At 69.6% G+C, this 22,138-nt stretch carries 20 protein-coding genes and 1 pseudogene; 5 read left to right on the top strand and 16 right to left on the bottom strand.

Annotated features, from left to right (window positions below; translation table 11 throughout):
• Positions 1 to 100: 100 nt before the first annotated feature.
• Positions 101 to 766, bottom strand: coding sequence for a nitroreductase (locus AVL59_RS29530; RefSeq protein ID WP_067310425.1), 666 nt, complete (start codon positions 764 to 766; stop codon positions 101 to 103).
• Positions 767 to 860: 94 nt separating this feature from the next.
• On the opposite strand from AVL59_RS29530, the gene AVL59_RS29535 reads away from it, so the two are divergent.
• Both AVL59_RS29535 and AVL59_RS29540 read left to right on the top strand, forming a co-directional pair.
• Entirely contained in the window at positions 861 to 1,763 is a 903-nt protein-coding gene (locus tag AVL59_RS29535) for a sigma-70 family RNA polymerase sigma factor (RefSeq protein WP_067310426.1), read from the top strand.
• A 189-nt stretch (positions 1,764 to 1,952) separates the two neighbouring features.
• Positions 1,953 to 2,879, top strand: coding sequence for a recombinase family protein (locus AVL59_RS29540; protein ID WP_067310428.1), 927 nt, complete (start codon positions 1,953 to 1,955; stop codon positions 2,877 to 2,879).
• A gap of 63 nt (positions 2,880 to 2,942) precedes the next feature.
• Here AVL59_RS29540 and AVL59_RS29545 read toward each other — a convergent pair whose 3' ends face one another.
• Genes AVL59_RS29545 through AVL59_RS29555 form a run of 3 tightly spaced genes read right to left on the bottom strand, consistent with a single transcriptional unit; the run spans position 2,943 to position 5,374 of the window.
• Positions 2,943 to 3,533: a dihydrofolate reductase family protein gene (locus AVL59_RS29545; RefSeq protein ID WP_067317924.1), complete on the bottom strand. Its 591-nt coding sequence runs from the start codon at positions 3,531 to 3,533 to the stop codon at positions 2,943 to 2,945.
• A 5-nt stretch (positions 3,534 to 3,538) separates the two neighbouring features.
• The gene (locus AVL59_RS29550; RefSeq protein WP_159400125.1) at positions 3,539 to 3,808 is read right to left on the bottom strand and encodes a GNAT family N-acetyltransferase; all 270 of its coding nucleotides are present in this window, start codon (positions 3,806 to 3,808) and stop codon (positions 3,539 to 3,541) included.
• A gap of 27 nt (positions 3,809 to 3,835) precedes the next feature.
• Positions 3,836 to 5,374 (bottom strand): flavin-containing monooxygenase, encoded by a 1,539-nt coding sequence (locus AVL59_RS29555; protein WP_099053145.1) that lies wholly within the window; start codon positions 5,372 to 5,374, stop codon positions 3,836 to 3,838.
• A gap of 192 nt (positions 5,375 to 5,566) precedes the next feature.
• Here AVL59_RS29555 and AVL59_RS29560 point away from each other — a divergent pair, with 192 nt between their 5' ends.
• A complete protein-coding gene (locus AVL59_RS29560) occupies positions 5,567 to 6,589 on the top strand; it encodes a Rieske 2Fe-2S domain-containing protein (RefSeq protein ID WP_067310433.1) in 1,023 nt (340 codons plus the stop codon).
• A 993-nt stretch (positions 6,590 to 7,582) separates the two neighbouring features.
• Here AVL59_RS29560 and AVL59_RS29565 read toward each other — a convergent pair.
• The 7 genes from AVL59_RS29565 to AVL59_RS29590 form a co-directional block, all read right to left on the bottom strand.
• Entirely contained in the window at positions 7,583 to 7,969 is a 387-nt protein-coding gene (locus AVL59_RS29565) for a tyrosine-type recombinase/integrase (protein WP_308281864.1), read from the bottom strand.
• Positions 7,970 to 8,135: 166 nt separating this feature from the next.
• Positions 8,136 to 8,399: a hypothetical protein gene (locus AVL59_RS55130; RefSeq protein WP_237281976.1), complete on the bottom strand. Its 264-nt coding sequence runs from the start codon at positions 8,397 to 8,399 to the stop codon at positions 8,136 to 8,138.
• Entirely contained in the window at positions 8,333 to 8,638 is a 306-nt protein-coding gene (locus tag AVL59_RS55135) for a recombinase family protein (RefSeq protein ID WP_237281722.1), read from the bottom strand. Before AVL59_RS55135 ends, AVL59_RS55130 begins: the two co-directional genes overlap by 67 nt.
• Before the next feature lie 49 nt (positions 8,639 to 8,687).
• Positions 8,688 to 9,605 (bottom strand): NADP-dependent oxidoreductase, encoded by a 918-nt coding sequence (locus AVL59_RS29575; RefSeq protein WP_067310437.1) that lies wholly within the window; start codon positions 9,603 to 9,605, stop codon positions 8,688 to 8,690.
• Between the two features lie 54 nt (positions 9,606 to 9,659).
• The gene (locus AVL59_RS29580) at positions 9,660 to 9,941 is read right to left on the bottom strand and encodes an isocitrate lyase/phosphoenolpyruvate mutase family protein (protein WP_237281723.1); all 282 of its coding nucleotides are present in this window, start codon (positions 9,939 to 9,941) and stop codon (positions 9,660 to 9,662) included.
• Positions 9,942 to 10,123: 182 nt separating this feature from the next.
• Entirely contained in the window at positions 10,124 to 11,203 is a 1,080-nt protein-coding gene (locus tag AVL59_RS55140) for a hypothetical protein (protein WP_237281937.1), read from the bottom strand.
• 181 nt (positions 11,204 to 11,384) lie between these two features.
• Positions 11,385 to 12,122 (bottom strand): flavodoxin family protein, encoded by a 738-nt coding sequence (locus tag AVL59_RS29590; RefSeq protein WP_067310439.1) that lies wholly within the window; start codon positions 12,120 to 12,122, stop codon positions 11,385 to 11,387.
• 177 nt (positions 12,123 to 12,299) lie between these two features.
• On the opposite strand from AVL59_RS29590, the gene AVL59_RS29595 reads away from it, so the two are divergent.
• The gene (locus tag AVL59_RS29595) at positions 12,300 to 13,991 is read left to right on the top strand and encodes an acetolactate synthase large subunit (protein WP_067310442.1); all 1,692 of its coding nucleotides are present in this window, start codon (positions 12,300 to 12,302) and stop codon (positions 13,989 to 13,991) included.
• A gap of 14 nt (positions 13,992 to 14,005) precedes the next feature.
• Here the strand turns inward: AVL59_RS29595 and AVL59_RS50925 are convergent.
• Positions 14,006 to 14,807: pseudogene (locus tag AVL59_RS50925) on the bottom strand (IS5 family transposase).
• Positions 14,808 to 15,309: 502 nt separating this feature from the next.
• Between AVL59_RS50925 and AVL59_RS29610 the strand changes: the two are divergent.
• Complete coding sequence (locus AVL59_RS29610; RefSeq protein WP_067310448.1) at positions 15,310 to 16,695, top strand: MFS transporter; 1,386 nt, start codon at positions 15,310 to 15,312, stop codon at positions 16,693 to 16,695.
• Positions 16,696 to 16,802: 107 nt separating this feature from the next.
• Here AVL59_RS29610 and AVL59_RS29615 read toward each other — a convergent pair whose 3' ends face one another.
• The 4 genes from AVL59_RS29615 to lnt form a co-directional block, all read right to left on the bottom strand.
• Positions 16,803 to 18,776 (bottom strand): helix-turn-helix domain-containing protein, encoded by a 1,974-nt coding sequence (locus AVL59_RS29615; protein WP_208870466.1) that lies wholly within the window; start codon positions 18,774 to 18,776, stop codon positions 16,803 to 16,805.
• Between the two features lie 112 nt (positions 18,777 to 18,888).
• The gene (locus AVL59_RS29620) at positions 18,889 to 19,689 is read right to left on the bottom strand and encodes a 3-hydroxybutyrate dehydrogenase (protein ID WP_067310451.1); all 801 of its coding nucleotides are present in this window, start codon (positions 19,687 to 19,689) and stop codon (positions 18,889 to 18,891) included.
• Between the two features lie 54 nt (positions 19,690 to 19,743).
• On the bottom strand, positions 19,744 to 20,223 hold the full coding sequence (locus AVL59_RS29625) for an NUDIX hydrolase (protein WP_067310454.1): 480 nt from the start codon (positions 20,221 to 20,223) through the stop codon (positions 19,744 to 19,746).
• Positions 20,224 to 20,303: 80 nt separating this feature from the next.
• A complete protein-coding gene (gene lnt / locus AVL59_RS29630; protein ID WP_067310457.1) occupies positions 20,304 to 21,914 on the bottom strand; it encodes an apolipoprotein N-acyltransferase in 1,611 nt (536 codons plus the stop codon).
• Positions 21,915 to 22,138: the final 224 nt, after the last annotated feature.

Raw genomic sequence — 22,138 nt, forward strand, 5'->3', positions numbered from 1 at the left:
GGTCCGGGACTTCGGGCGGGTTGACCCCAGGCGGCGGACCGGTAGCGGGGCGGGAAGAGCGGCGATCCCGCCCCGCTACCGGACTGACGGCAGGAACGCCCTAGCCGTCGACGAAAGTGACCGTCTCGGCGAGCGGGGCCCGGTCGATGCGGTCGTGACACGCGGCCGGGGCCTCGAACCCGATGGACACGCCGCAGAACAGGATCAGTCCCGGTGGGGGCAACACGGCGTCCGCGACGGTCCGGCAGTACACCGACCACGCCATCTGAGGGCAGGTGTGCAGCCCCTCGGCACGCAGCAGCAGCATGACGGTCTGCAGGTACATGCCGAGGTCAGCCCATTGGGCCTGTCCCATGTCGCGGTCGATGTAGCAGAACAAGGCCGCGGGCGCACCGAAGCAGTCCCAGTTCGCGGCAACGGCCGCCTCACGCGACCGCCGGTCCTCGCGTGAGATTCCGAGCGCGGCATAGCGCTGCTCTGCGGCGGCGGATCGGCGCTCGCGGTACGGCGACTTCAGTTCGGGCGGGTACATCTGGTACTCCCGCTCGTCCCCGGGGTCGCCTTCGGCCACCCGCTCGGCGGTGCGTTTCTTCAGCTCCGCCAGCGGCGCGCCAGTCAGCACGTAGACGTGCCAGGGCTGGAGGTTCGCCCCGGACGGTGATCGGGCTGCGGCGGACAACACACGTTCCAGCGTTTCCCGGGGGATCGGATCCCCGCTGAACCGGCGCACCGCCCGTCGGCTCGCAACCGCTTCGTAGACGTCCAAGACAAGCTCCCTGCATATCGGCTCTGGCCCCGCCAGCCACCTGGTGTCGGGACCCTCTACGGTGGTGACGGTCGGCGACGGGGAGAGGTGACCGGTGAGCGCGCACGACGGCCTCGCAGAGGGCTTCGAGACGCACCGCAGCCGACTGCGCGCGGTCGCTCAGCGCATGCTTGGCTCGCACAGCGAGGCGGAGGATGCCGTCCAGGAAGCCTGGCTGCGACTGGCCCGGACCGAAGCCGACGCCGTGCACAACCTGGGCGGCTGGCTCACGACGACGGTCTCCCGTATCTGCCTCGACATGCTGCGGGCCCGCGCATCGCGGAGGGAGGACCCAGCAGGCCACCCGGTGCCCTACGAGGGCCCAGATCCCGCTGCGGGTGGCCGCCCGGAACAGGAGGCAGTGCTGGTCGACTCGGTGGGCCGCGCCCTTCTGGTCGTGCTGGACAGACTGGGCCCCGCCGAGCGTGTCGCGTTCGTGCTGCACGACATGTTCGTCGTGCCGTTCGACGAGATCGCCCCCGTCGTGGACCGCTCCCTCGCCGCTGCGAAGCAGCTCGCGAGCCGGGCCCGGCGCAAGGTACGGGGCGCCCCCGCCGTCCCCGGTGCGGAGCTCGCCCGGCAGCGGCTCGTGATCGAGGCGTTCCTGGCGGCGTCGCGAGCGGGCGACATCGACGCGGTCCTCGCGGTACTGGCGCCCGACGTCGTACGGCGTGCGGACCGCGCGGCCCTTCCAGAGGGCAGGCCGGTCGAGGTGCGCGGTGCGCGGGCTGTGGCGGAGGAGATCGTCGTCTTCGGACGGAACGCGCACGTCGCGGAGCCGGTACTCATCGGCGGCGCCGTGGGAATCGCGGTCGCGCCGTACGGACGACTGCAGCTCGCCCTTACCGTCACGACCGCCTGCGAGAGGATCACCGGGTACGAGCTCATCGCCGACCCGAACCGACTTCAGCAACTTGATCTGGCCCTCCTCGACGAAGCCATCGCCCTCGGCGGCTAACCAGCCGCCGAGTGGCATAGCGATCAGGTGTCGGCAAACGAACGAATGAAGACAGGCTCGGCGGGCGTCCAATGAACCCGGACTATCCGGGGCCCGGCGGCGGCGCCGATCCAATGAGATCCGATGGCGGCTGATGACAGGGTTTGCTGACAGCCAGGGTCGAATGCGACCACCACAACGGGGAGCGGCATGGCCAACCTGGTCTACAAGCGGGTGTCGACCGACCAGCAGTCGACCGACCGTCAGAATCTCGTCCTGGACGAGGCCGGGATCGAGGACGCGGTCGTCTTCGAGGAGCAGGCCGGCACCTCCAGCCGCCTCCACCCGCTGGAGCGGCCGAAGTTCGGCGAGCTGCTCGCGTACGCGCGGCCGGGCGACACCGTGCACATCTCAGAGATGTTCCGCCTGGTGCGCGGCACCGGGCACATTCTCGACGTGCTCGACGTCCTGCACCGCGACCGCCTCGCCCTACGCATCCACGACGGCGCGTTCTCCGCGATGGACCTCATAGCCCGCCACCCGCGCACCGGCGAACTGCTGTCCACCGTGAAGTTCATGGTGCAGACCCTCGCCGCGGCCGGCGAACTCCAGCGCGACCTTCAGCGGGAGCTGACGTACGACGGGCTGCGGGCCGCCGAGGCGAAGGGCAACAAGGGCGGGCGCCGCCCCGCCGTCCCGGCCGACAAGACCGACGCCGTACGCACCGCGTACCTGGAAGGCCGGTCCATCGCCGCCCTCGCCCGCGACCACGGCGTCAGCCGCGGCGCCATCCGTACCGCCGTCGCCGACCTCCTGCCCGAGCACACCGCCGACGACCAGGGCGCCCCGGTCCCGGAGCTGCCTGTCACTCTCGACGTACCGGGCAAGGTCGCGGACTTCCTCCGCGCGGCCGAGCTGGAGCCCGTCGAGCGGACGGCGCTCGACCAGGGTGTGACCGTACGTCGCGGCCAGGGCTACACCCTGCGCGTCACCGCCGTCCCCGCGACCCACCGCCGACTCCTCGAGCTCTGCCAGGCCCTCGACGGCGGCCAGGGCACCCCGGCGGTCCCGGCCCAGCGCAAAGCACGCCGCGAGTACGCGAACCGCGTCAGCACCCTCGCGGGCGACACCCTGTAGGGAGCCGTCCGGGTCTCAAGATCAACAACTGGCGGCTTCTGGGCTCACCTCGGCGACACCCCGTCAAGAACGGGTGTAGGTGAGGAAGGCGGCGCCGCTGGGCAGCACCGTGTGCCCGGTCAGCGTGAATGCGCGCGGATTCGTCTCGGACTTCCCCGCGAACAGCGGGATGCCCGCGCCGATGGTGACCGGGTTGACCTTGAGGACGAGTTCGTCGATCTCCGGGTAGAGGGCCCCGGCCAGCTCGGCGCCGCCGACCAGCCAGATCCCCTTGCCGTCCTGGGCCTTGAGTTCGCGCACCTTCTCCAACGGGTCGGTGGAGACCACCTCGACGGCCGCGTCCGGGCTCTTGGTCAGGCTGCGGGAGAAGACGTAGTGCCGCAGGTGCGGGTAGGCGTCGGTGATACCGGCGTCCAGTCCGAGCTGGTACGAGCGGCGCCCCTCCACGACGGTGTCGAAGCGGGTGCCGGACGCGGTCACGCCCAGCGCCGCGCGGGCCGGGGCCGGCAATGTCTCCGGGTAGTGCGTGACGATGTGCTCCAGGTAGTCGGGGGTGACGGTGAAGAAGCCGTCGGGGCCGGTCGGGTCGCCGCCGTTCGGGCCGGCGATGAACCCGTCGAGCGTGGTGGCGGCGTAGTAGGTCAGGGTGCGCACGGCGATCATCCTTCGATGGCGTAGTAGTGGAGCTTCTCGTCGGAGAAGGTCCGGCGCAGACCGGCCTTCTCCAGGACGCGCTGGGAGGCGACGTTGTCGTGGGCAGTGTCGGCGAGAACCCGCCGCACCCTGGCATCGGCGAAGCCGTGGTGCAGCAGGGCACGCAACGCCTCGGTGGCATAGCCGTGGCCCTCTGCCTCCGGGGCGACGCCGTAGCCGAGGCCGACGGTGCCCGTCTCGTCCGGCGGGCCGAAGAACCCGATGCCGCCGATCACCACCTCGTGGACGGGCGTAACCGGGACCTACTGGAGTCGGCTCGAAGGGCGGTCCGGCAGTCCATCCCGCTCGGCGCCGGCTTGGGCCGGCAGTGGTAGCGACCAGGTGTAGACCTCCGGGTCGAAGGCGTGCAGGCGCTTGACGAGCCTGGCGGTCGACCAGGGCCAGCAGAAGGTGTTGATGCCCGGGAGGCCGAAGTAGTAACCGGTGCCGCCGGCGGCGTTGTAGACGGTGTTACGCAGCGCCTCATTCAGAGCCTGCTGGTGAGCTGCTTCGGCCTCGGGCTTGACATCCAGTGTGGTCGACCCGCTGGTGCGCAGGTGGTTGAGGGCGGTGGTGATGTAGCGGAGTTGGGCTTCGAGGACGGTGGGGACGGCGGTGGTGCCGGTGAGCAGATTCGGGCCGATGAGCAGGAAGAGGTTGGGGTATCCGCTGACGCTGGTACCCAGGTAGGCGCGGCGGTTGTCGGCCCAGGTCTGGGCCAGTGTGCCGGTGGTGCCGTGCAGATGGGGGGCCAGCGGGATGTCACCGATGTGGTATCCGGTCGCGAGGACGATGATGTCGGCGCGGGTGCGGGTGCCGTCGGCGCCGATGACGTCGGAGCCCTCCACGGCGGTCACGCGGGTGGGATGCAGCCACACGTTGGTCTGGGTCAGGGCGGCGTAGTAGGTGCCGGAGGTGATCAGGCGGCGGCTGCCCAAGGGGTAGTCAGGAGTGAGGGCCCGGCGCAGGGCGCGGTCCCGTACCGAGGTACGCAGATGGATGCGGGCCAGGGCCTCCAAGGGCCGCAACAGGTGGGGGTGACGCAGGGGTACGCCGATGGCTTCCTGGGTCCAGTGGTGCAGGCCGCGTAGTGCGCGGCGTGCTGCCGGGTGGTGTTCGAAGAAGCGGTGGAGCCCCGGAGGGAGGGCGTAGTCGGGTTTCGGAAGTACCCACTGCGGTGTGCTCTGGAAGACGTCGACATGAGCCGCCTTCGGCTGGATCTCGGGCAGGAACTGGACGGTGGACGCTCCGGTGCCCACCACTGCCACGCGCCGTCCGGTCAGGTCGACTTCGTGGTTCCAACGGGCGGAGTGGAAGACCGTGCCGGGGAAGGTGTCGAGGCCGGGGATGTCGGGATGGCGGGGCCGGTGCCAGGGGCCGGTGGCGACGATCAGGGCGCGGGCGGTGTACGTGCCCGACGTGGTCCGCAGGTTCCAGCGGTGCGCTTCCGGCTCCCAGCGGCTGCTCAGCACCTCGGTGTCGTAGCGGATCGCCTTGTCCACGCCGTGTGTTACCGCGGTGGTGTCGAGGTAGTCGAGAATCTCGGACCGGTCGGCGAAGCCCCGGCTCCACGCGTGGGGCGCGAAGGAGTATTCGTACAGCACCGACGGTACGTCGCAGCCGCATCCGGGATAGGTGTTGTCACGCCAAGTCCCGCCGAGGCGACCGGACTTCTCCAACACGACAACGTCGTCGAAACCGGCCCGGCGCAGCGCGATCACGGCGGCCACGCCGGAGAGGCCGGCCCCGATGACGATGACTTCCGCTTCACGACGAAGATTGTCGATGCTGCCGTCGGCCACCAGCGTCCGCCCCTGTCCGCCTCGTGAGCATCCCGGCGCTGATGCCGAACCGCCCCCAACCACCTACTCAGAGCGACCGATCGTAGTGTTACCCGAGATCACCTGTGGTGATATGACCGGCAGATACCTCATAAGGGTGATCTTGCTGCGTATAGTGAATGCAGTGCGTTTTCCCGTGTTTGGCTGCCGACCATGACGATGAGGGACGAACTGCCCAGGTCTCACAGTCCCCACGCCGCCGACGACGAGCCAGCGCGGCATCTGCCCTACCCCAGTGGCTGGTTCTGCCTGGCGCGTTCACGAGAACTGGCCCCCGGCAAGGTCCTGACCCGCCGATTCATGGACGAGGACATCGTCCTCTACCGCACCCGCGACGGCCGGCCCCGCGCAGTGCATCCCTACTGCCCACACCTGGGCGCTCATCTGGGAGCGGGCGGCACCGTGGAGGGCCAGAACCTGGTATGCCCCTTCCATCGCTTCGCCTTCGCTCCCGATGGCACCTGCGTCGGCACGCCCGACGGCCCGCCCCCGCGCGCCCGCCTGCAGCACCACACCATCAGCGAGCGCAACGGCTTCCTCTTCGCCTGGCACGAACCGGATGGCGCTCCACCTGCCTGGGAAGTCCCCGGAACCGCCCAGCCCGGAGTCGTTCCGACAGCCGCCTGGAGCACGGAAGTGCACACCCATGCCCAGGAGATCATCGAGAACACCCTCGACTACCGGCATCTCCCGGTCCTGCACCACGTCGCCGTGCAGGAACTCGACCCGCCGACGGCCCAAGGCCCCCTCCTGCGCATGCGTCTGCGCCTCGGGCCGGACCGGCCTCGCGCCCTCAAACAGAAGATCCAGGCCGACCATTCGTTCCTCATGGCGGGGCTGGGATATCTCCGCGTCGAGCTGCCGCTGCCCCCGCTCGGACTCGTCAGCTACCTGTGGGCCATGCACACACCTACCGGGCGCCGACGCACCCACATGCTGGTCGCGACGGCCTGTGCAGACATCCACAAGCAGGACGCCACTGGAGCGTCGCTCCCACGGCGCGGCCTGCACAGGGCCTTCGCCCACGCGATACTGCGCACCGCGGTCAGCAAGGTCCACCAGGACCTGAGGATCTGGAACACCAAACGCTACGAGCCACGACCCCGCCTCGCCGCGAGCGACGAGGCCATCGGCTTGTTCCGCCACTGGGCCCGCCAGTTCTACCCGGCGCAGTGAGGGAACCTGATGGTGCCGCGGACGGCTTGTCCCCGTGGCCACGGCAAGGTAGACACTCCACCCGGTGCAGCGAACGCCTTGGCACGCCCCGCAGGCCCATTCCCCCTCCGGCCACCGCCACGTCCGCTTTGCCGCGCTCGGCGGCCAGCCACCGATAAGCCGACTGTCACCAACCTCATGACCGAGCACATCTAGCGCCTGCCCTCTCCGCCCGCGCTGTCACCGCCTCGCCCCGCCCCGCGTCACGACTCTCGCCGGGGCAAGTCAAGCGCTTCTGACTCCGAGGCTTCGCGTGAACGGCAGCCCGAGAACTGCGCGCCCCGCAGGCCCAACCCCAAACTGCGACGCCCGATCTGCGGCCCATGTCGGACTTCTACGCTGCGTAGTCAGCACCAAGTCAGCACGGCGCCCCAAAACATGCCCGAACATTGCAACTCGGACAGCACCTTTCACGCCTTCGCTGAGGCCACCGCGGAGGCCCCCACACCACCTCCATGGTTGCCGCACGCACTCCCACGCCGGTAACTATGGTGCCCCACCACATACGCCTCTGACCTGCCCGTTCCTACGGTGTGGCGACACGTAAACGTCCCCGTCGAAGCCCAGGAAGTGGTGCCGATGTCGTCTTCCACGACCGCTCCCCCAGCTCCATCCAGCCTCCCCCGCATCGTCGCCGCCAGCCTCATCGGCACCACCATCGAGTGGTACGACAACTCATCCGATCAGAGCTACGACCTGCGGTTTTTCCGCCATTGACCCTCCGAAGTCAGCACCGAACCAGCACCGGAAAGTCTCGTGCTGGGTGCGGAACGAGGACGTGCCCGATCCGGCTGGCTGCGGATCTGACGACAGGCACCAAAGACCGTCACTCACCGTAACGCGACCTGCGCCACTAGCGCCGACCTCCCAGCCGGCCCGGACGCGATCAAGTCGAAGGCGTGGTGCCCTCAGCCAGACGTCTGGCTGAGGGCACCACGCGCTCACAGATTTACGTCAGGCCGCCTCGACCACTGCTTCGAACTCGAGGGGCAGATTGAGCTCCGTCTGAATGGTGAAGACGGCATCCATCAGATACCCCAAGCGCTCCGGAGCGTCGGGCATCACGTGCGCATAGGTCTGATGGGTGATCCTCGGGTCGCGATGCCCCAGCCACTCAGCCATGTCCGTCACCGGAACACCCTTCGACAGGCCGGCGGAGGCGAAGAAGTGCCGAAGCCAATGCGTGGTGATCCTGCGCGAGATGCCCGCCGCCTTCTTCGCGTTACGCCAAAGCCGGTCAACGAGGGAGTACATGAGGATGTTGGTGCGCCCGATGTTGGAGAAGAGGTGGCGGATGCAAGGGAAACGCCCCCTGCCCTTGGTGATGGGCTCGAGCGCAATAGTGCACGGCCCCTCAGACCAGCTCCGGCATCAGACTGTGTCGCGGGATCGCTCCCTCCCCCAAGTTTCTGCCGACGTCAACGGACAGCCGCCGACCCAATTTTCACGCCTGGCAAGGCGTCACGAGGAGGGATACGGCAACTGTGTCACAACCTCTTTCCGTAGGTCACCAGGGGGTGACATGGGAGTGATGTCTGAGGTCCCGTTCGGTTTGGCGTCGATGGACGGTGAAGCATGTGGCGAAGTCGGTGTGGGCCTGGGCGACGGCTTCGGGGTACGCCTCGCGTTTGGCGTGTTCGGCTAGCGCCCGGTAGATGCTCGCGACAGAGGGGTTCTGTCTCTTGCGCTTGCCGGTGGGGATGATCAGGTCGGGCTGGATCTGCTCGACGGACTCGCCGCCCGCCCGGCGCCGCAGGACGGTGTGCACCATGTCCTCGGTGATGACGGCCGGCCGCGGGCGGCGGCGAAGCCTTCCAGGGTCGACTCGCGGATGTTCTCCCGCTCGGTCTCCGCGACCGCCGCGAAGAATGCGAAGAGCAGCTTGCCGTGCCCGCTGGGGTCGTACATTCCCGCGAGGGGGCCGGCGAGCATCTCCAGCACCAGGCCGTGGGCGAACAGGTGGTCGGCGAGCGCGGTGAGTTCGGCGGCGTCGCGGCTGAGCCGCTTCATCTCGTACACCGTGAGGATGACCCGCCAGTCGGACTGTGGCCATCACTCCCTACGGGCGTACCCGGATGACTGTCTTCCCGCTGCGTCGCGTGGTCGAGTTAAGGGCACCGACGGCATCATCCAAGCTCGCGACGTCGCCGATGTTTGTCCGCAGCCGTCCATCCCGCACCCGCTGCACGATCTCACCCAGTTCGGCACGATCGGCCTCGACAACAAAGTCCACCGCCAGGCCGTCAGTGGGCCGCGCCTCGACCGGGCCGACGATGGACACCAGCGTTCCTCCGGCCTTGATCAGGGCAGCGGACCGCTTCTGAACGTCGCCACCGATGACATCGAAGACCAGATCGACGCCGCCGACGTCTTTCAGCGCGTCCTTCTCAAGGTCGACGAACTCATGCGCGCCGAAGTCGAGTGCCTTCTCACGGTCGGCGGCGCGTCCAGTTCCGATGACGTAAGCGCCGGCCTCACGTGCGAGCTGGGTCACCATCGTCCCGACTGCCCCGGCCGCGCCATGGGCAAGGACAGTCTGGCCGGCCTGAAGGCGGCCGTGCTGGAACAGCCCCTGCCACGCGGTCAGACCTGAGATTGGCAGGGACGCACCTACCGTGAAGTCGACGTCGCCGGGCAGCGGTGCGAGGTTGCGTGCTTCGATCGCCACGTACTCCGCCAGGGTGCCGTCGCGGTGCCAGTCGGCGAGGCCGAACACCCGCTGCCCGACCGACAGCCCCGTCGTGCCGTAGCCGAGGGTGGTGACCACTCCGGCCAGCTCGTGGCCGGGGATCGACGGTGTCTTGTCACGACCGGCGCGATCGGTCCAGGTCGATGGCCACTCCATCTCGGTCGGGACGAAGCCCGATGCGTGAATCTGAACGATGACGTCGTTGATAGCCGCGGGCGGCTCAGGCCGCTCCGTCAGCGTCATCCCGGCCGTTCCCGCGGCCTGGTCGGTCACCACAATGGCTTTCATTGAGATTGTCCCCTTCCTCGTATGTGTTGTGGGTTTTGGTTTCCGAGTGGGTGTTCAGATGAAGGTGAAGGCAGCGACGTCTTCAGGCGCGTCGCCGTAGCCGTCCTGGGAGTCTCCGTTGACGGGCAGCCCGGTGAGCTGACCGAACAGCCGCGCATGCTCGAGGTGCTCGCCACGGGTGACTTCGTGACGCCCGTCGGACCGGCCGAGCGTGGCAGCGAGCTCCGCTGACGATGTCGCGATCGCCTCGAAGCCGGCATCGGCCAGCATCAGCGCCGAGAGGCCGTCCCATGCGTTCGGCAGGACGAGGCCGCCGTCACGGGTGTGCAGTGCCATGAATCTCTCATAGAGTTCGGAGCCCGGCATACCGAACCTTTTCCGAGCGATCGTTGGAGACAGTGACAGATCGAGGGGCAAGGTACGCCGCCTCGACGAGGACGCCGACGCTCATCCCGGCGTACGGGTCCGGGTGGGCCGGATGACGGTGACACACGCCATTCCTCAAACTCGTGCCACGCTCACCCAGCTTGGTCCCTCGCCTGGGTCGACCAAGGAAGATCTCCGATGAGCCAGGGTGAGGAAACAGCGGTGTCCGCTCGTCCACTGGTCGGTGATGCTAAGGGCGAGGTCCTCGGCGACCCTTTGGAGCGCGCGTCGCCCCAGCCGCGCCCAGGGGAAAGGCGGACCGCTGTGGCCCTGGAGGTCCTCGAACCGCACCGTGCACAGCTCCTCGATGTCATCGGGGTCGACCTCGATGACGAGGCGTCCCGCCGGGGCCATGAGTCCACCACAGCGGTGCAGCAGGCTGCGAGGGTCGCCTCCGATGCCGATGTTGCCGTCGATGAGCAGAACCGTCTGCCAGCCACTCTCGGCCGGCAGACGGTCGAAGACCGACCGGCACAGTGCGAGCCCGCCCCGGACGCACCGCGGCGGGTCATCATCGGCTGAGCGGGGGCAGCTGCCACCAGGCCGTCGGGGTCGGGTGGTTCGGGAACGGTGTGGGCGAGGTCGGTGCGCAGCTCGGCACTCAGACTGCGCGAGCGCAGGGCCCGTGTCATCCAGCCGAGCTTGAGGCACACGTGGACGACGAAGGCGGCGATGAACACCCAGGCACCGTAGAAGTGCAGGCGATAGAAGGAGCCCGGGAAGACGTAGTAGAGCTGGATGTTGAGGATACCGGTGACGAATTCGAAGATGACGCCGCCGACCAGCATCAGCAGGGACAGCCGCTCGAGTCCGTGAGCGACGGAGCGCACGGGCAGCCATTCGAAGAGCTTCGGGATGACCGACCACAGCTTGGCCAGCAGGACCGGGACGAGGACCACGCCCAACGTCACATGGACGCCCTGGAGCAGCCGGTAGAACCAGTACGGGTGCGTCGGCCAGCTGAAGAGGTAGAAGCCCAGCACGCCCTTGTCGGGTGTCTCGTCATTGAGTGGACTCAGGCCGGGATTGTAGGAGGCGTAGGACAGCAGTCCGGTGACGAAGAGCAGAGGAATACAGATCAGGAGGACCAGTCCGAACACCGACGTCAGCCAGGGCCCGCGGATCGGACTGCGCCAAAATCCCGGCCGGAACGGCCCCGGGGGCGGGGGCATCTGGCTGACGCGCTGCGCCGCCGTACGGGTACGGGCTGCCGCCGACGCCACCGCAGCCGCCCCACCGGCCCGCACACGCCTCAGCCGCTCCCGTGCGCGCTTTTCGTCCGGCCCCCGGCGCGCCGGCCCACTGCGAGGGGCCGAACCCGACGGCCGACCGCCACTTGCCATCGGCATCCCGCTACCGGTGCTCGGGGTTTTCGTAGTCGCGGCGGCAGCCTGCGTCCCAGGCGGTGCGCTGGTTGCCGTAGGCGGGGATGCCGCCCAGGTCCTTCAGCGCCCGGGCCAGGTGCAGCAGGTTCCAGGTCATGAAGGTGGCGTTGCGGTTGGTGAAGTCGTTTTCCGGACCGCCCGAGCCGGGATCGAGGTAGGAGGGGCCGGGACCGGCCTCGCCGATCCATCCGGCGTCCGCCTGGGGCGGGATCGTGTAGCCCAGGTGCTGAAGACTGTAGAGGACGTTCATGGCGCAGTGTTTGACGCCGTCCTCGTTGCCGGTGATCAGACAGCCGCCGACGCGGCCGTAGTAGGCGTACTGTCCGGCTTCGTTGAGCAGGCTGGAGCAGGCGTACAGGCGTTCGATCACCTGCTTCATCACGGAGCTGTTGTCGCCCAGCCAGATGGGGCCGGCCAGCACGAGGATGTCGGCTGCCAAGACCTGCTGGTACAGGTCGGGCCAGGCGTCCCGCTGCCAGCCGTGCTCCCTCATGTCGGGCCACACGCCGGTGGCGATGTCGTGGTCCACCGCCCGTACGACGTCGACGTGCACTCCTTGTGCGTCCAGGATGGCGGTGCTGCGCTCGATCAGCCCCTCGGTGTTGCTCGTCTCCGGCGAGCGCTTCAAGGTGCAGTTGAACACCAGAGCACGTAGGTCGTCGTACCGGGCCGGCGGCGTGTCGGTAGCGGGCGACGAAGTAGTCACACGGTCCTCCCGGAGCCCTGCCGCCGCGCGGTGCGCGGCGACTCATCCACTGCGCCCAGCCTGCAGGTCGACCGCGGCAGGCGCCACCACAACGCCTCCGAATGGTTCCGGCGTTGCGCCCCCCCGGCCGGCTGCCGACGAGTGGCCGGGACCGGTGGCCACGCCTACGTTCGTCTCATGGGTACCGAAGGCGCGAGCGAGTCGCGGAACACGGCAGCAGTTGAGGACGTCGCGCACCTGCTGGTGCGCTGTCTGCGGGCCGAGGGCGTGGAGTACGTCTTCGGGATCCCCGGCGAGGAGAACATCCGCTTCGTCGACGCACTGAACGGCTCCGGGATCCGGTACGTCCTGGTGCGCCACGAGCAGGCCGCCTCGTTCATGGCGGAGATCTACGGCCGGCTGACCGGCCGGGCTGGGGTGTGCTCGGCGACGCTGGGGCCCGGCGCGATCAATCTGCTGCTCGGTACCGCGGACGCCATGACGAACAGCGCACCGATGGTGGCCCTGGCCGCCCAGGGCTCCCTGCGCCGCATCCACAAGGAGTCGCACCAGGTCATCGACCTGGTATCGATGTTCGCTCCCGTCACCCAGTGGTCGGCCCGTATCGAGTGTCCGGACGCGGTGCCGGAGATGACGCGCAAGGCGTTCAAGACAGCGCAGAGCGAGCGGCCGGGGGCCGTGTTCCTGGCAGTCCCGGAGGACATCGAAGCGGAGCGTCCCGCCGAGCGTCTGGCGCCCTTGCAGAGAGACGCGGTTCGGGCCGACGCGCCGTCACCCTCCCAGATCGCACGGGCCGCCGAGGTGCTTGCGGCCGCACGGCACCCGGTCGTGCTGGCGGGTCATGGCGCCGCGAGAGCCGGGGCCTCGGCCGCCCTGGTGCGGTTCGCCGAACGGCTGAACATCCCGGTCGCGACCACGTTCCACGGCAAGGGCGTCTTCCCCGACGACCATCCGAACGCCCTCGGCGCGGTCGGCTTCATGCGCCACGACTACGGCAACTTCGGCTTCGACGCGGCCGATGTGCTGCTCTGCGTGGGGTATGAGATCCAGGAGTTCGACCCCGTCAAGATCAACCCGAATGGCGACAAGCGAATCGTGCACATTCACCGCTTCCCCGCCGAGGTGGACGCCCACTACCCGGTCACCGTGGGCGTCGAAAGCGACCCCTCGCAGGCGCTGGACGCACTCGCGGCAGCGCTCCCCGAGGGACTCACCTACGACGCGGGAAGGAGCGAGAAGATCCGTACGCTGCTCGACGAAGAACTGCAGTACGGACGCGACAGCGACGCATTCCCCCTGGTACCGCAGCGCGTCGTGAGCGATGTGCGCACCGCGTTGGACCGCCACGACATCGTGCTCGCCGATACCGGCGCCGGAAAGATGTGGATGTCCCGTCTCTACCCGACCTTCGAGCCGGATACCTGTCTGGTTTCAAATGGCCTGTCCACGATGGGGTTCGCGCTGCCGGGTGCCATCGCCGCCAAGCTGGCCCGGCCGGACCGGCGCGTCCTGGCGATGATGGGCGACGGCTCGTTCCTGATGAACTCCCAGGAACTCGAGACGGCCGTCCGTGAACGCGTCCCGTTGGTCGTCCTGGTCCTGGTGGACGAGGAATACGGCCTGATCACCTGGAAGATGGAACTCGAACTGGGCCGCCACAGCCACACCCGGTTCACCAACCCGGACCTGGTCGCCTACGCCGAGAGCTTCGGCGCACGCGGCTACCGGATCGAGGCCGCCGACCAGCTTTTGCCAGTACTGCGCAGGGCCCTCGACGACGACGCGGTCTCCGTGATCGCTTGCCCCGTGGACTACTCCGAGAACCTTCGCCTGACCGACAGACTGGGCAGTCTCCACGGGCCGTTCTGAACCAAGAGGTCATCTCATTTGGTGAGTCTGCGGCAGCAAATGAGGGTGCAGGCGATGCTGGTGAAGGCCAGAAAGTGGACGGCCTTGCGTTCGTAGCGGCGGTGCAGGCGGCGGCATCCGGCGAGCCACGCCATGGTGTGTTCGATGGTCCAGCGGTGCCGTCCCAGCCGCTCGGAGGACTCGATGCCTTTGCGGGGTGATGCGGCTGCCGGATGCCGCGCTGGCGTAACCATCGGCGCAGGTGGTCGTAGTCGCAGCCCTTGTCGCCGTGGAGCTTGGCCGGCCGCCGTCGGCGCGGACCGCGACGGGAGCGGATGGGCGGGATGCCGCGCACGAGCGGTTCGAGGGCTTGACCGTCGTGCAGGTTGGCACCGGAGATGCCGATAGAGATGGGCAATCCGGTCCGCTCGGTGATCAAATGGATCTTCGAACCGTACTTGTCTCGATCCACCGGATTCGGACCTGTCAGGTCCCCCTTTCCAGGGCCCGCATGTTCACCGAGTCGATCGCGCAGCGAGACCAGTCCAATTCACCCCGGGAGCCGAGCTCGTCGAGGACCAGGCGATGGAGCTTCGCCCACACCCGGGCCTTCGACCACTCGGTGAAACGCGGGTGAGCCGTGGGTCCCGACGGTCCGAACGAGGCGGCCGGCAGCTGCTGCCACGTGCAGCCCGACGTGGCCACGAACACGATCGCAGCCAGCACTTCCCGGTCACCGTGCCGGCGCCGGCCGCCTCCCTGAGGGCGACTCGGCGCCTCCGGAACCACTCGCTGGAACAACTCCCACAGCTCATCCGGCACCAGCCGCTCAACGATCCCGACCCCTGGAGCCTATCGAACACCCCAAATGAGATGACCTCTTGAGCCGCTCGACGAGATGGCGAAGCCAGCCTCCATGCGAAGACCTGTGCCCGCACAGGCTGAGCTGCGAGGCCGGGCTCGGTCTCTCAGTCCGGTCACCTGCCACGCAACGACTCTGAGCCGATCAACCCCAGATGTCCGAGTTCAACGGAGCGCAGTCAGCACCAAATCAGCGCGGGAGGGGTGAACACCGGTGATGACGTGGCCTTTTAGTCAGCACCAAACCAGCACGGGAGTCAGCACCGCACCGTCAAATCACCCCGAACTGTGCGTCCCGGACAGCACTCACTTCGACCATCTTCGAGCCCCTGCACCGCCCTTCCGTGAGCCGGCATGTTGGCCGCACGCATAGCCAACCCTCGAACTATGGTGCCCCACCACATGTGCCCCTGACCTGCATCTTCCTACCGTGTGCCGACACCTACCCGTCCCCACCGCACACGAGGAAGTGGCGCACATGGCCTCCGCAGCATCCGCTCCCCCAACGCCCGCACCACCCGCCGACCTGAAGCGCGTGGTCGCCGCCAGCCTCATCGGCACGACCATCGAGTGGTACGACTTCTTTCTGTACGGTTCCGCCGCCGCGCTGGTCTTCAACAAGCTGTTCTTTCCGGACTCCGACCCTCTCGTCGGGACACTGCTGTCGTTCCTGACGTATGCCGTCGGGTTCGCGGCCCGCCCGCTGGGGGCGCTCGTGTTCGGGCACTACGGCGACCGGCTGGGGCGCAAGAAGCTGCTGGTGCTGAGTCTGGTGCTGATGGGCGGGGCGACCTTCGCCATCGGGCTGCTGCCGACGCACGCGACCGTCGGCTCCGCCGCACCCGTGCTGCTGACCACGTTGCGTCTGGTGCAGGGGTTCGCGCTGGGCGGTGAGTGGGGCGGCGCCGTGCTGCTGGTGTCCGAGCACGGGGACGCGCGGCGGCGTGGTTTCTGGGCCGCGTGGCCGCAGACGGGGGCGCCCGCCGGGCAGTTGCTGGCCACCGGTGTGCTGTCGCTGCTCACCGCCGTGCTCTCGGACGACGCCTTCGGCGCCTGGGGATGGCGGATCCCGTTCCTGCTCTCCGGAGTGCTGGTGATCGTCGGTTTGTGGATTCGTCTCTCCGTCGATGAATCGCCTGTCTTCAAGGAGGCGTTGGAGCGGGCCGAGTCCCGGCGAGCGGGTGCCCCGGAGAAGCTGCCGCTGGTCTCCGTGCTGCGGCAGCACTGGCGGGACATACTCGTCGCGATGGGCGCCCGTATGGCGGAGAACATCAGCTACTACGTCATCACCGCCTTCATCCTCGTCTACGCCACCACCTCGGCCGGTGTCTCGAAGCAGATCGCGCTCAACGCCGTCCTCGTCGGGTCCGCCGTGCACTTCGCCGTCATCCCCGCCTGGGGCGCGCTCTCCGACCGGGTCGGGCGGCGGCCCGTATATCTGCTCGGTGCGGCCGGTGTCGGCCTGTGGATGTTCCCGTTCTTCTCGCTCGTGGACACCGGCGTGTTCGGGTACCTGGTGCTGGCCGTGACCGTCGGACTGGTGCTGCACGGCGCCATGTACGCGCCGCAGGCAGCCTTCTTCGCCGAGATGTTCGCCACCCGGATGCGGTACTCCGGTGCCTCCATCGGCGCGCAGTTCGCCTCGGTGGCGGCCGGTGCGCCCGCCCCGCTCATCGCCACCGCGCTGCTCTCCGACTACGGCAGCTCCACCCCGATCGCCCTGTACGTGATCGCGGCCGCCGTGCTGACGCTGATCGCCGTGGGTGTGGCCAGGGAGACGCGGCACCGGGATCTCGCCGAGGTTCAGGGTGGGGACGACGAGCACGCGGCGGAGAGTTCGGCGGCAGGGACGCGGGCCGTCTGAAGGGGGCGCACCGGCTTCCGCCGAGGACCGGCCCCACGCGGGACCGGTCAGTCCGTCCCGATGCGGCTCAGCGCGATCCCATGCGACCCGGCGCGGTCCAGTGCGGATCAGTGCGGTCCAGGTGCCGCCAAACGGTGCAGGCGCAGGGCCAGTTGGATCTCCAGTGCGCGGGCCGGAGTCTGCCAGTCCTCGCCCAGGAGGCGGCCCACCCGCTCCAGCCGCTGGGCGACCGTGTTCACATGCACGTGGAGTGCGTCCTTGGTGCGGGCCGGGCTCATCCCACCGGCGAAGTACGCCTCCAGGGTGTGCAGCAGCTCCGTGCCGCGTCGTTCGTCGTAGGCCACGACCGGGCCGATGGTGCGCTCGACGAAGCCGCCGACGTCCCGTTCGCCCGCGAGGAGCAGGCCGAGGAAGCCGAAGTCCTCTGGCGCGGCGCCGTCTCCGGCACGGCCCAGGAGGCGCAGCGCGTCCAGGCAGCGGCGGGCCTCCGTGTAGGCGGCGGCCACGGTGTCCGGCTGGGTGGCGAGGTCGGTGACGGGGGCGGAGGCGCCGACGGTGACGGGCAGGTGGACGGCTGTGCCGAGGTGGCGGGCGGTGCGGCGGGCCACGTCCGTGGCGGTGTCGGCGGTGGTGAGCGGGAGCAGCAGGACCGTGCCGCCGTCGCGGGCCGCGGCCAGGCCCTGCCGGGTGGCGGCGAGGTGGGAGGCCGCGGACCACAGGCGACGGCGGGCCGCGGCTTCCTCCTCGGCGTCGGCCGCCGGCCCCTCCAGGCGGGCCGTGAGGACGACATGGGTGGCCGCCAGGTCGGCGTGCAGACGGGCGGCGCGTTCGCGCAGCAGGCGCGGGTCCCGGTCGCGGGCGTCCAGGAGGTCGTCCAGCAGCTCGCCGCGCACGCGCTGTTCTGCCTCGGCGGCGGAGCGGCGGGCCAGCAGGAGCAGCGAGGTGACCATCGCCGCGCGTTCCAGGGTGCGCTGGTCGACCGGGTCCAGGTCCGGGTGGCCGCGCAGCACGAGCGCGCCGAGGAGTTCGCCGCCCGCGGCCACCGCGGCGATCCAGTCGCTCTCGTGCCGTACGGCGTGTCCCTCGGCGCGGGACGCCTCCAGTGCCCCGGCGGATGCCGCACCCGTCTCGGTGAACTCGACCGTGCCGTCGAGGACTTGGGAGACGGCCGCCGCCACGTCGTGGACTCCACCGCCGCGCAGGACGAGTTCGGCGAGCCGGTCGTGCACGTCGGAGGCGCGTTCGATGACGGCGCTGCCGTCCCGGATGATCTCGTTGGCGCGCTCCAGTCCGGCCAGGGCCGTGCGGGTCTCGGTGAGTAGGTTGGCGGTGTCGATGGCGGCCGCGGCGAGCGCTGCGAAGGACCCGAGCAGAGCGATCTGCTCGCGTTCGAAGACGCGGGCGCGCCGGTCCGCTGCGAAGAGGACGCCGATGACGTGCGGTCCGAGCATCAGCGGTACGCCGAGGATGGCGACCAGTCCCTCGTCGCGGACGCCGGCGTCGATGGCGAGGGTGTGCTGGAAGCGGTCGTCCTTGAAGTAGTCGTCGGTGACGTACGGCCGCGCGGTCTGGGCGACCAGGCCGCCGAGTCCCTCGCCCATGCCGAGGCGCAGTTGCTGGAAGCGGGCGGCGACGGAGCCCTCCGTCACGCGCATGTAGGTGTCCCCGCGCGCCGGGTTGTTCAGGCTCAGGTAGGCGACGTCGGTGCCGAGCAGGGAGCGGGCGCGCTGCACGATCGCCTGGAGGACGGCGTCCAGGTCCCTGAGCCCTGCCAGGTCGTGGGCGGTCTCGAACAGCGCCGACAGTTCCGCCTCGCGTCGGCGGCGTCCTTCCAGTTCGGAACGGACGCGCAGGGCGAGGAGCTTGGCGCGCTCCAGCGCGGCGATCCGGTCGGCCGGCCGTCCGGCGGCGCGGGCGAGCAGTACGGGCTGCTCGTACGCCTCCACGGAGGCGTCGCGGGCCAGCAGGTCGAGGTACGGGGCCTCGGCAGCGCCGTCGGAGCCGCCGGAGACCTCGGCGACGTCACCGGGTGCGCCGCCGGTGACCGGGCGCCCGGCTGACCGGGCGTGATCGCGAGACATGGTCACAGGATTCCGCATCCGCCGCTCGGCCCGTCGGGCCTGTGGAAAACTCCCGGGTCCGGTGCCGCCGGCTCCCGCCGCACCACGGGGCTGCCCGGCGCCGCCGGGCCGCTCAGTGGGCCGTCCATCCGCCGTCGAGCACCAGCGAGGTGCCGGTGATGAAGGACGCCTGTGGCACGCACAGGTAGGCCACGGCCTCGGCGACCTCCTCCGGTTCGATGAGCCGCTGGACGGCGCTGTCCTTCAGCAGGACCTCGGCCAGGACTCGTTGTTCGGGGATCCCGTGCGCCCGGGCCTGGTCGGCGATCTGCTTCTCGACGAGTGGGGTGCGCACATAGGACGGGTTCACACAGTTGGAGGTCACACCGTGGGGGGCGCCCTCCAGGGCGGCCGTCTTGGAGAGCCCTTCGAGACCGTGTTTGGCGGCCACATAGGCGGACTTGAAGGCCGAGGCGCGCAGTCCATGGACGGAGGACATGTTGACGATCCGGCCCCAGCCCTGGGCGTACATGTGCGGGAGCGCGCCGCGGATGAGCCGGAACGGTGCCTCCAACATCACGGTCAGCACCGTGTGGAAGACGTCGGGCGGAAAGTCCTCCAGGGGACGCACCAGCTGCAGTCCCGCGTTGTTGACCAGGACGTCGGTGCCGGCGGCCAGGAGTTCGGCCGCGTCCAGATCGGTGAGGTCCAGGACGTGCGGTTCGACCGTGCCCGCCAGATGCCGGGCCCGCTCTGCCAACGCGTCCAGGCCCGCCGCGTCCCGGTCGACCGCTCTCACCTTGGCCCCGGCGGCGGCCAGCCGCAGCGCGCAGGCTCCGCCGATGCCGCCGGCGGCGCCGGTGACGAGGGCGGTACGGCCACCGAGGTCGAGCGAGGGGGCGTGGGGGCCGCAGAGGGCGCTGGACTGGGTCATGGGCCGACCCTAGACAGCGCTCCTTCCCGTCCACATATGGTCACGCCCCATACTTCATTCAAAACTCGTGGGCTCGAACCATGTGGGTTCATCGGACAGGGCCTGCTTGATCCGCGACAGCTGGTGTTCGTCCATCGCCGGCAGCGCGTCCACCTCGAACCAGCCGACGTCCAGCGACTCGTCGTCGTTGACCCGTGCCTCGCCGCCGACGGCGCGGCACCGGAAGGTGACGTCCAGGAACTGGCAGATGTCGCCGTTGCCGAACGTGACCCGGTCCCCGGACCTCACCATGACGATCCGCTCGGCGACGCACCGTACGGCCGTCTCCTCGTACACCTCGCGCACGGCCGCGGCGGCCGGCTGTTCGCCGGGGTCCGGTATGCCGGAGAGCACCGCCCACCTGTGGTTGTCCGCGCGCTGCCCCAGCAGGACTCTGCCCTGGTCGTCGAAGACGACGGCGCTGACACCGGGGAGCCACAGCAGCTGATGGCCTGCGGAGGCCCTTATCGTGCGGATGAAGTCAGGAGTAGCCATGGAACCGACCCTAATCGGGGCCGGTTCCCTCGGCCCGGTGGATTCCCCGGACGTACGGCGGGCGTACAGCGGGCGTACGGCTACGCGTCCCCGGCCCGCCGGGCCCGCATCCCGGACCCGATCGCCCAGCCCAGACCGCCCGCCGCGACCAGCACCAGCGCGATCTCGGGCAGGATGCCCAGCTGGGTCGCGGGCGTCTCGGAGGTGCGCAGCGGCACCTTCTGGACCAGGTAGGCGGGCACGAACATGCCGGTCTTCTGGGTGATCTTCCCGTCCGGCATGATGATCGCGCTGACGCCGCTGGTGACCGGGACGGTCACGGTCCGGCTGTGCTCGACGGCGCGGACGCGGGACATGGCGAGCTGCTGGTAGGTCATCTCGCTGCGGTCGAAAGTGGCGTTGTTGCTGGGCACGGAGATCATCTCCGCGCCGTGCGTCACGGTGTCCCGTACGGCCCAGTCGAAGGCGGCCTCGTAGCAGGTGGCGAGGCCGACCTTGGCGCCGTCGATGTCGAACACGCCCGGCTTGCCGCCCCGGCTGAAGTCCTGGCGGACCATGCTGGTCCAGTTCTTGTTGATCGCGCCGACGAGCCCGCGCAGCGGGAGGTACTCGCCGAAGGGCTGCACCTGCCGCTTGTCGTAGGTCTGGGTCGGTCCCTTGGCCGGGTCCCACAGGATCTGCTCGTTGAGCAGCCTGCCGTCCCTCTCGACGACCCCGCCGACCGAGATGGGCACCCCGACGGCCTTGGCGGCACCGTCGATGACCGCGGCCGCGTCGGGGTTGGTGAAGGGGTCGATGTCGGAGGAGTTCTCCGGCCACAGCACGTAGTCGGGCTTCGGGGCCTTGCCCGCCTTGATGGCGGCGGCCAGCTTGAGCGTCTCGCGTGCGTGGTAGTCGAGCACGGCCCGCCGCTGGGCGCTGAACTCCAGCCCGGAGCGCGGCACGTTGCCCTGGATGACCGCGACCGTCGCGGTGCCGTCCTCGGCCTTGTCGCTCACCAGTGACCGGGCCGCGACCGCACCCGCGACCGGAACGGCGACGCTCAGCAGCGCGGCGGCCGCGGCCCCGCGCCGCACGGCCCGGGTCTTGCGCCCCTCGGCGATCAGGCGCCCGGCCTCGTAGAGGCCGAACCCGCACAGGACGACGGCGAAGCTGAGCACCGGGGTGCCGCCCACCGCGGCGAGCGGCAGGAAGACACCGTCCGCCTGACCGAAGGCGATCTTGCCCCAGGGGAAGCCGCGGAAGGGCACGCGCGCGCGTACCGCCTCTCCGGCGATCCAGACGGCGGCGGCCCACACGGGCCAGGCCGGCAGCTTGGAGACCGCGGCGGTGCCCACGCCGACGAGGGCGACGAAGACCGCCTCGATCGCGGCCAGCGCGAGCCAGGGACCCGGGCCGACCTCCACTCCGGTCCACACCAGCAGCGGCAGCATGAAGCCGAGCCCGAAGAGGTAGCCGAGGCCGAGTGCCGCCTTCCAGCTACGGCCCCGCAGCACCCAGGCGAACCCGGCGAAGGCGGGCAGGGCCAGCCACCACAGGGGACGCGGCGGGAAGCTGACGTAGAGCAGCACTCCGCACAGCGCGGAGGCGACGGCCGGGACCAGCCGCCGAAGCCGGCGGACGCGCGCGGTCGGCGCGGTGGACGGCCGGAGCTGATCGGACTGGTCCACGGAAGTTGCGGTGACGGTCACCCGGGGAGTGTACGGCGGTTGACATAGCCGCCGACAGCGCGGCTTCGCGGGCCCGGGCCGGGCCCGCGAAGGCCCCGCCCGGGCCCGTGCCGTGCGGGAATCACGACGTTCCTGCGCAACTCGTCCACAAACCGGTCATCAGCCGTTACGGTGTGCCCCAGCCTCAGCGGTGCGGCCGGTCCCGGTGCGTGCGGCCGGGGCCTGCCAGAGGGTCGGGGCACCGG

It is taken from the genome of Streptomyces griseochromogenes (genome assembly GCF_001542625.1).
Taxonomy (GTDB): domain Bacteria; phylum Actinomycetota; class Actinomycetes; order Streptomycetales; family Streptomycetaceae; genus Streptomyces; species Streptomyces griseochromogenes.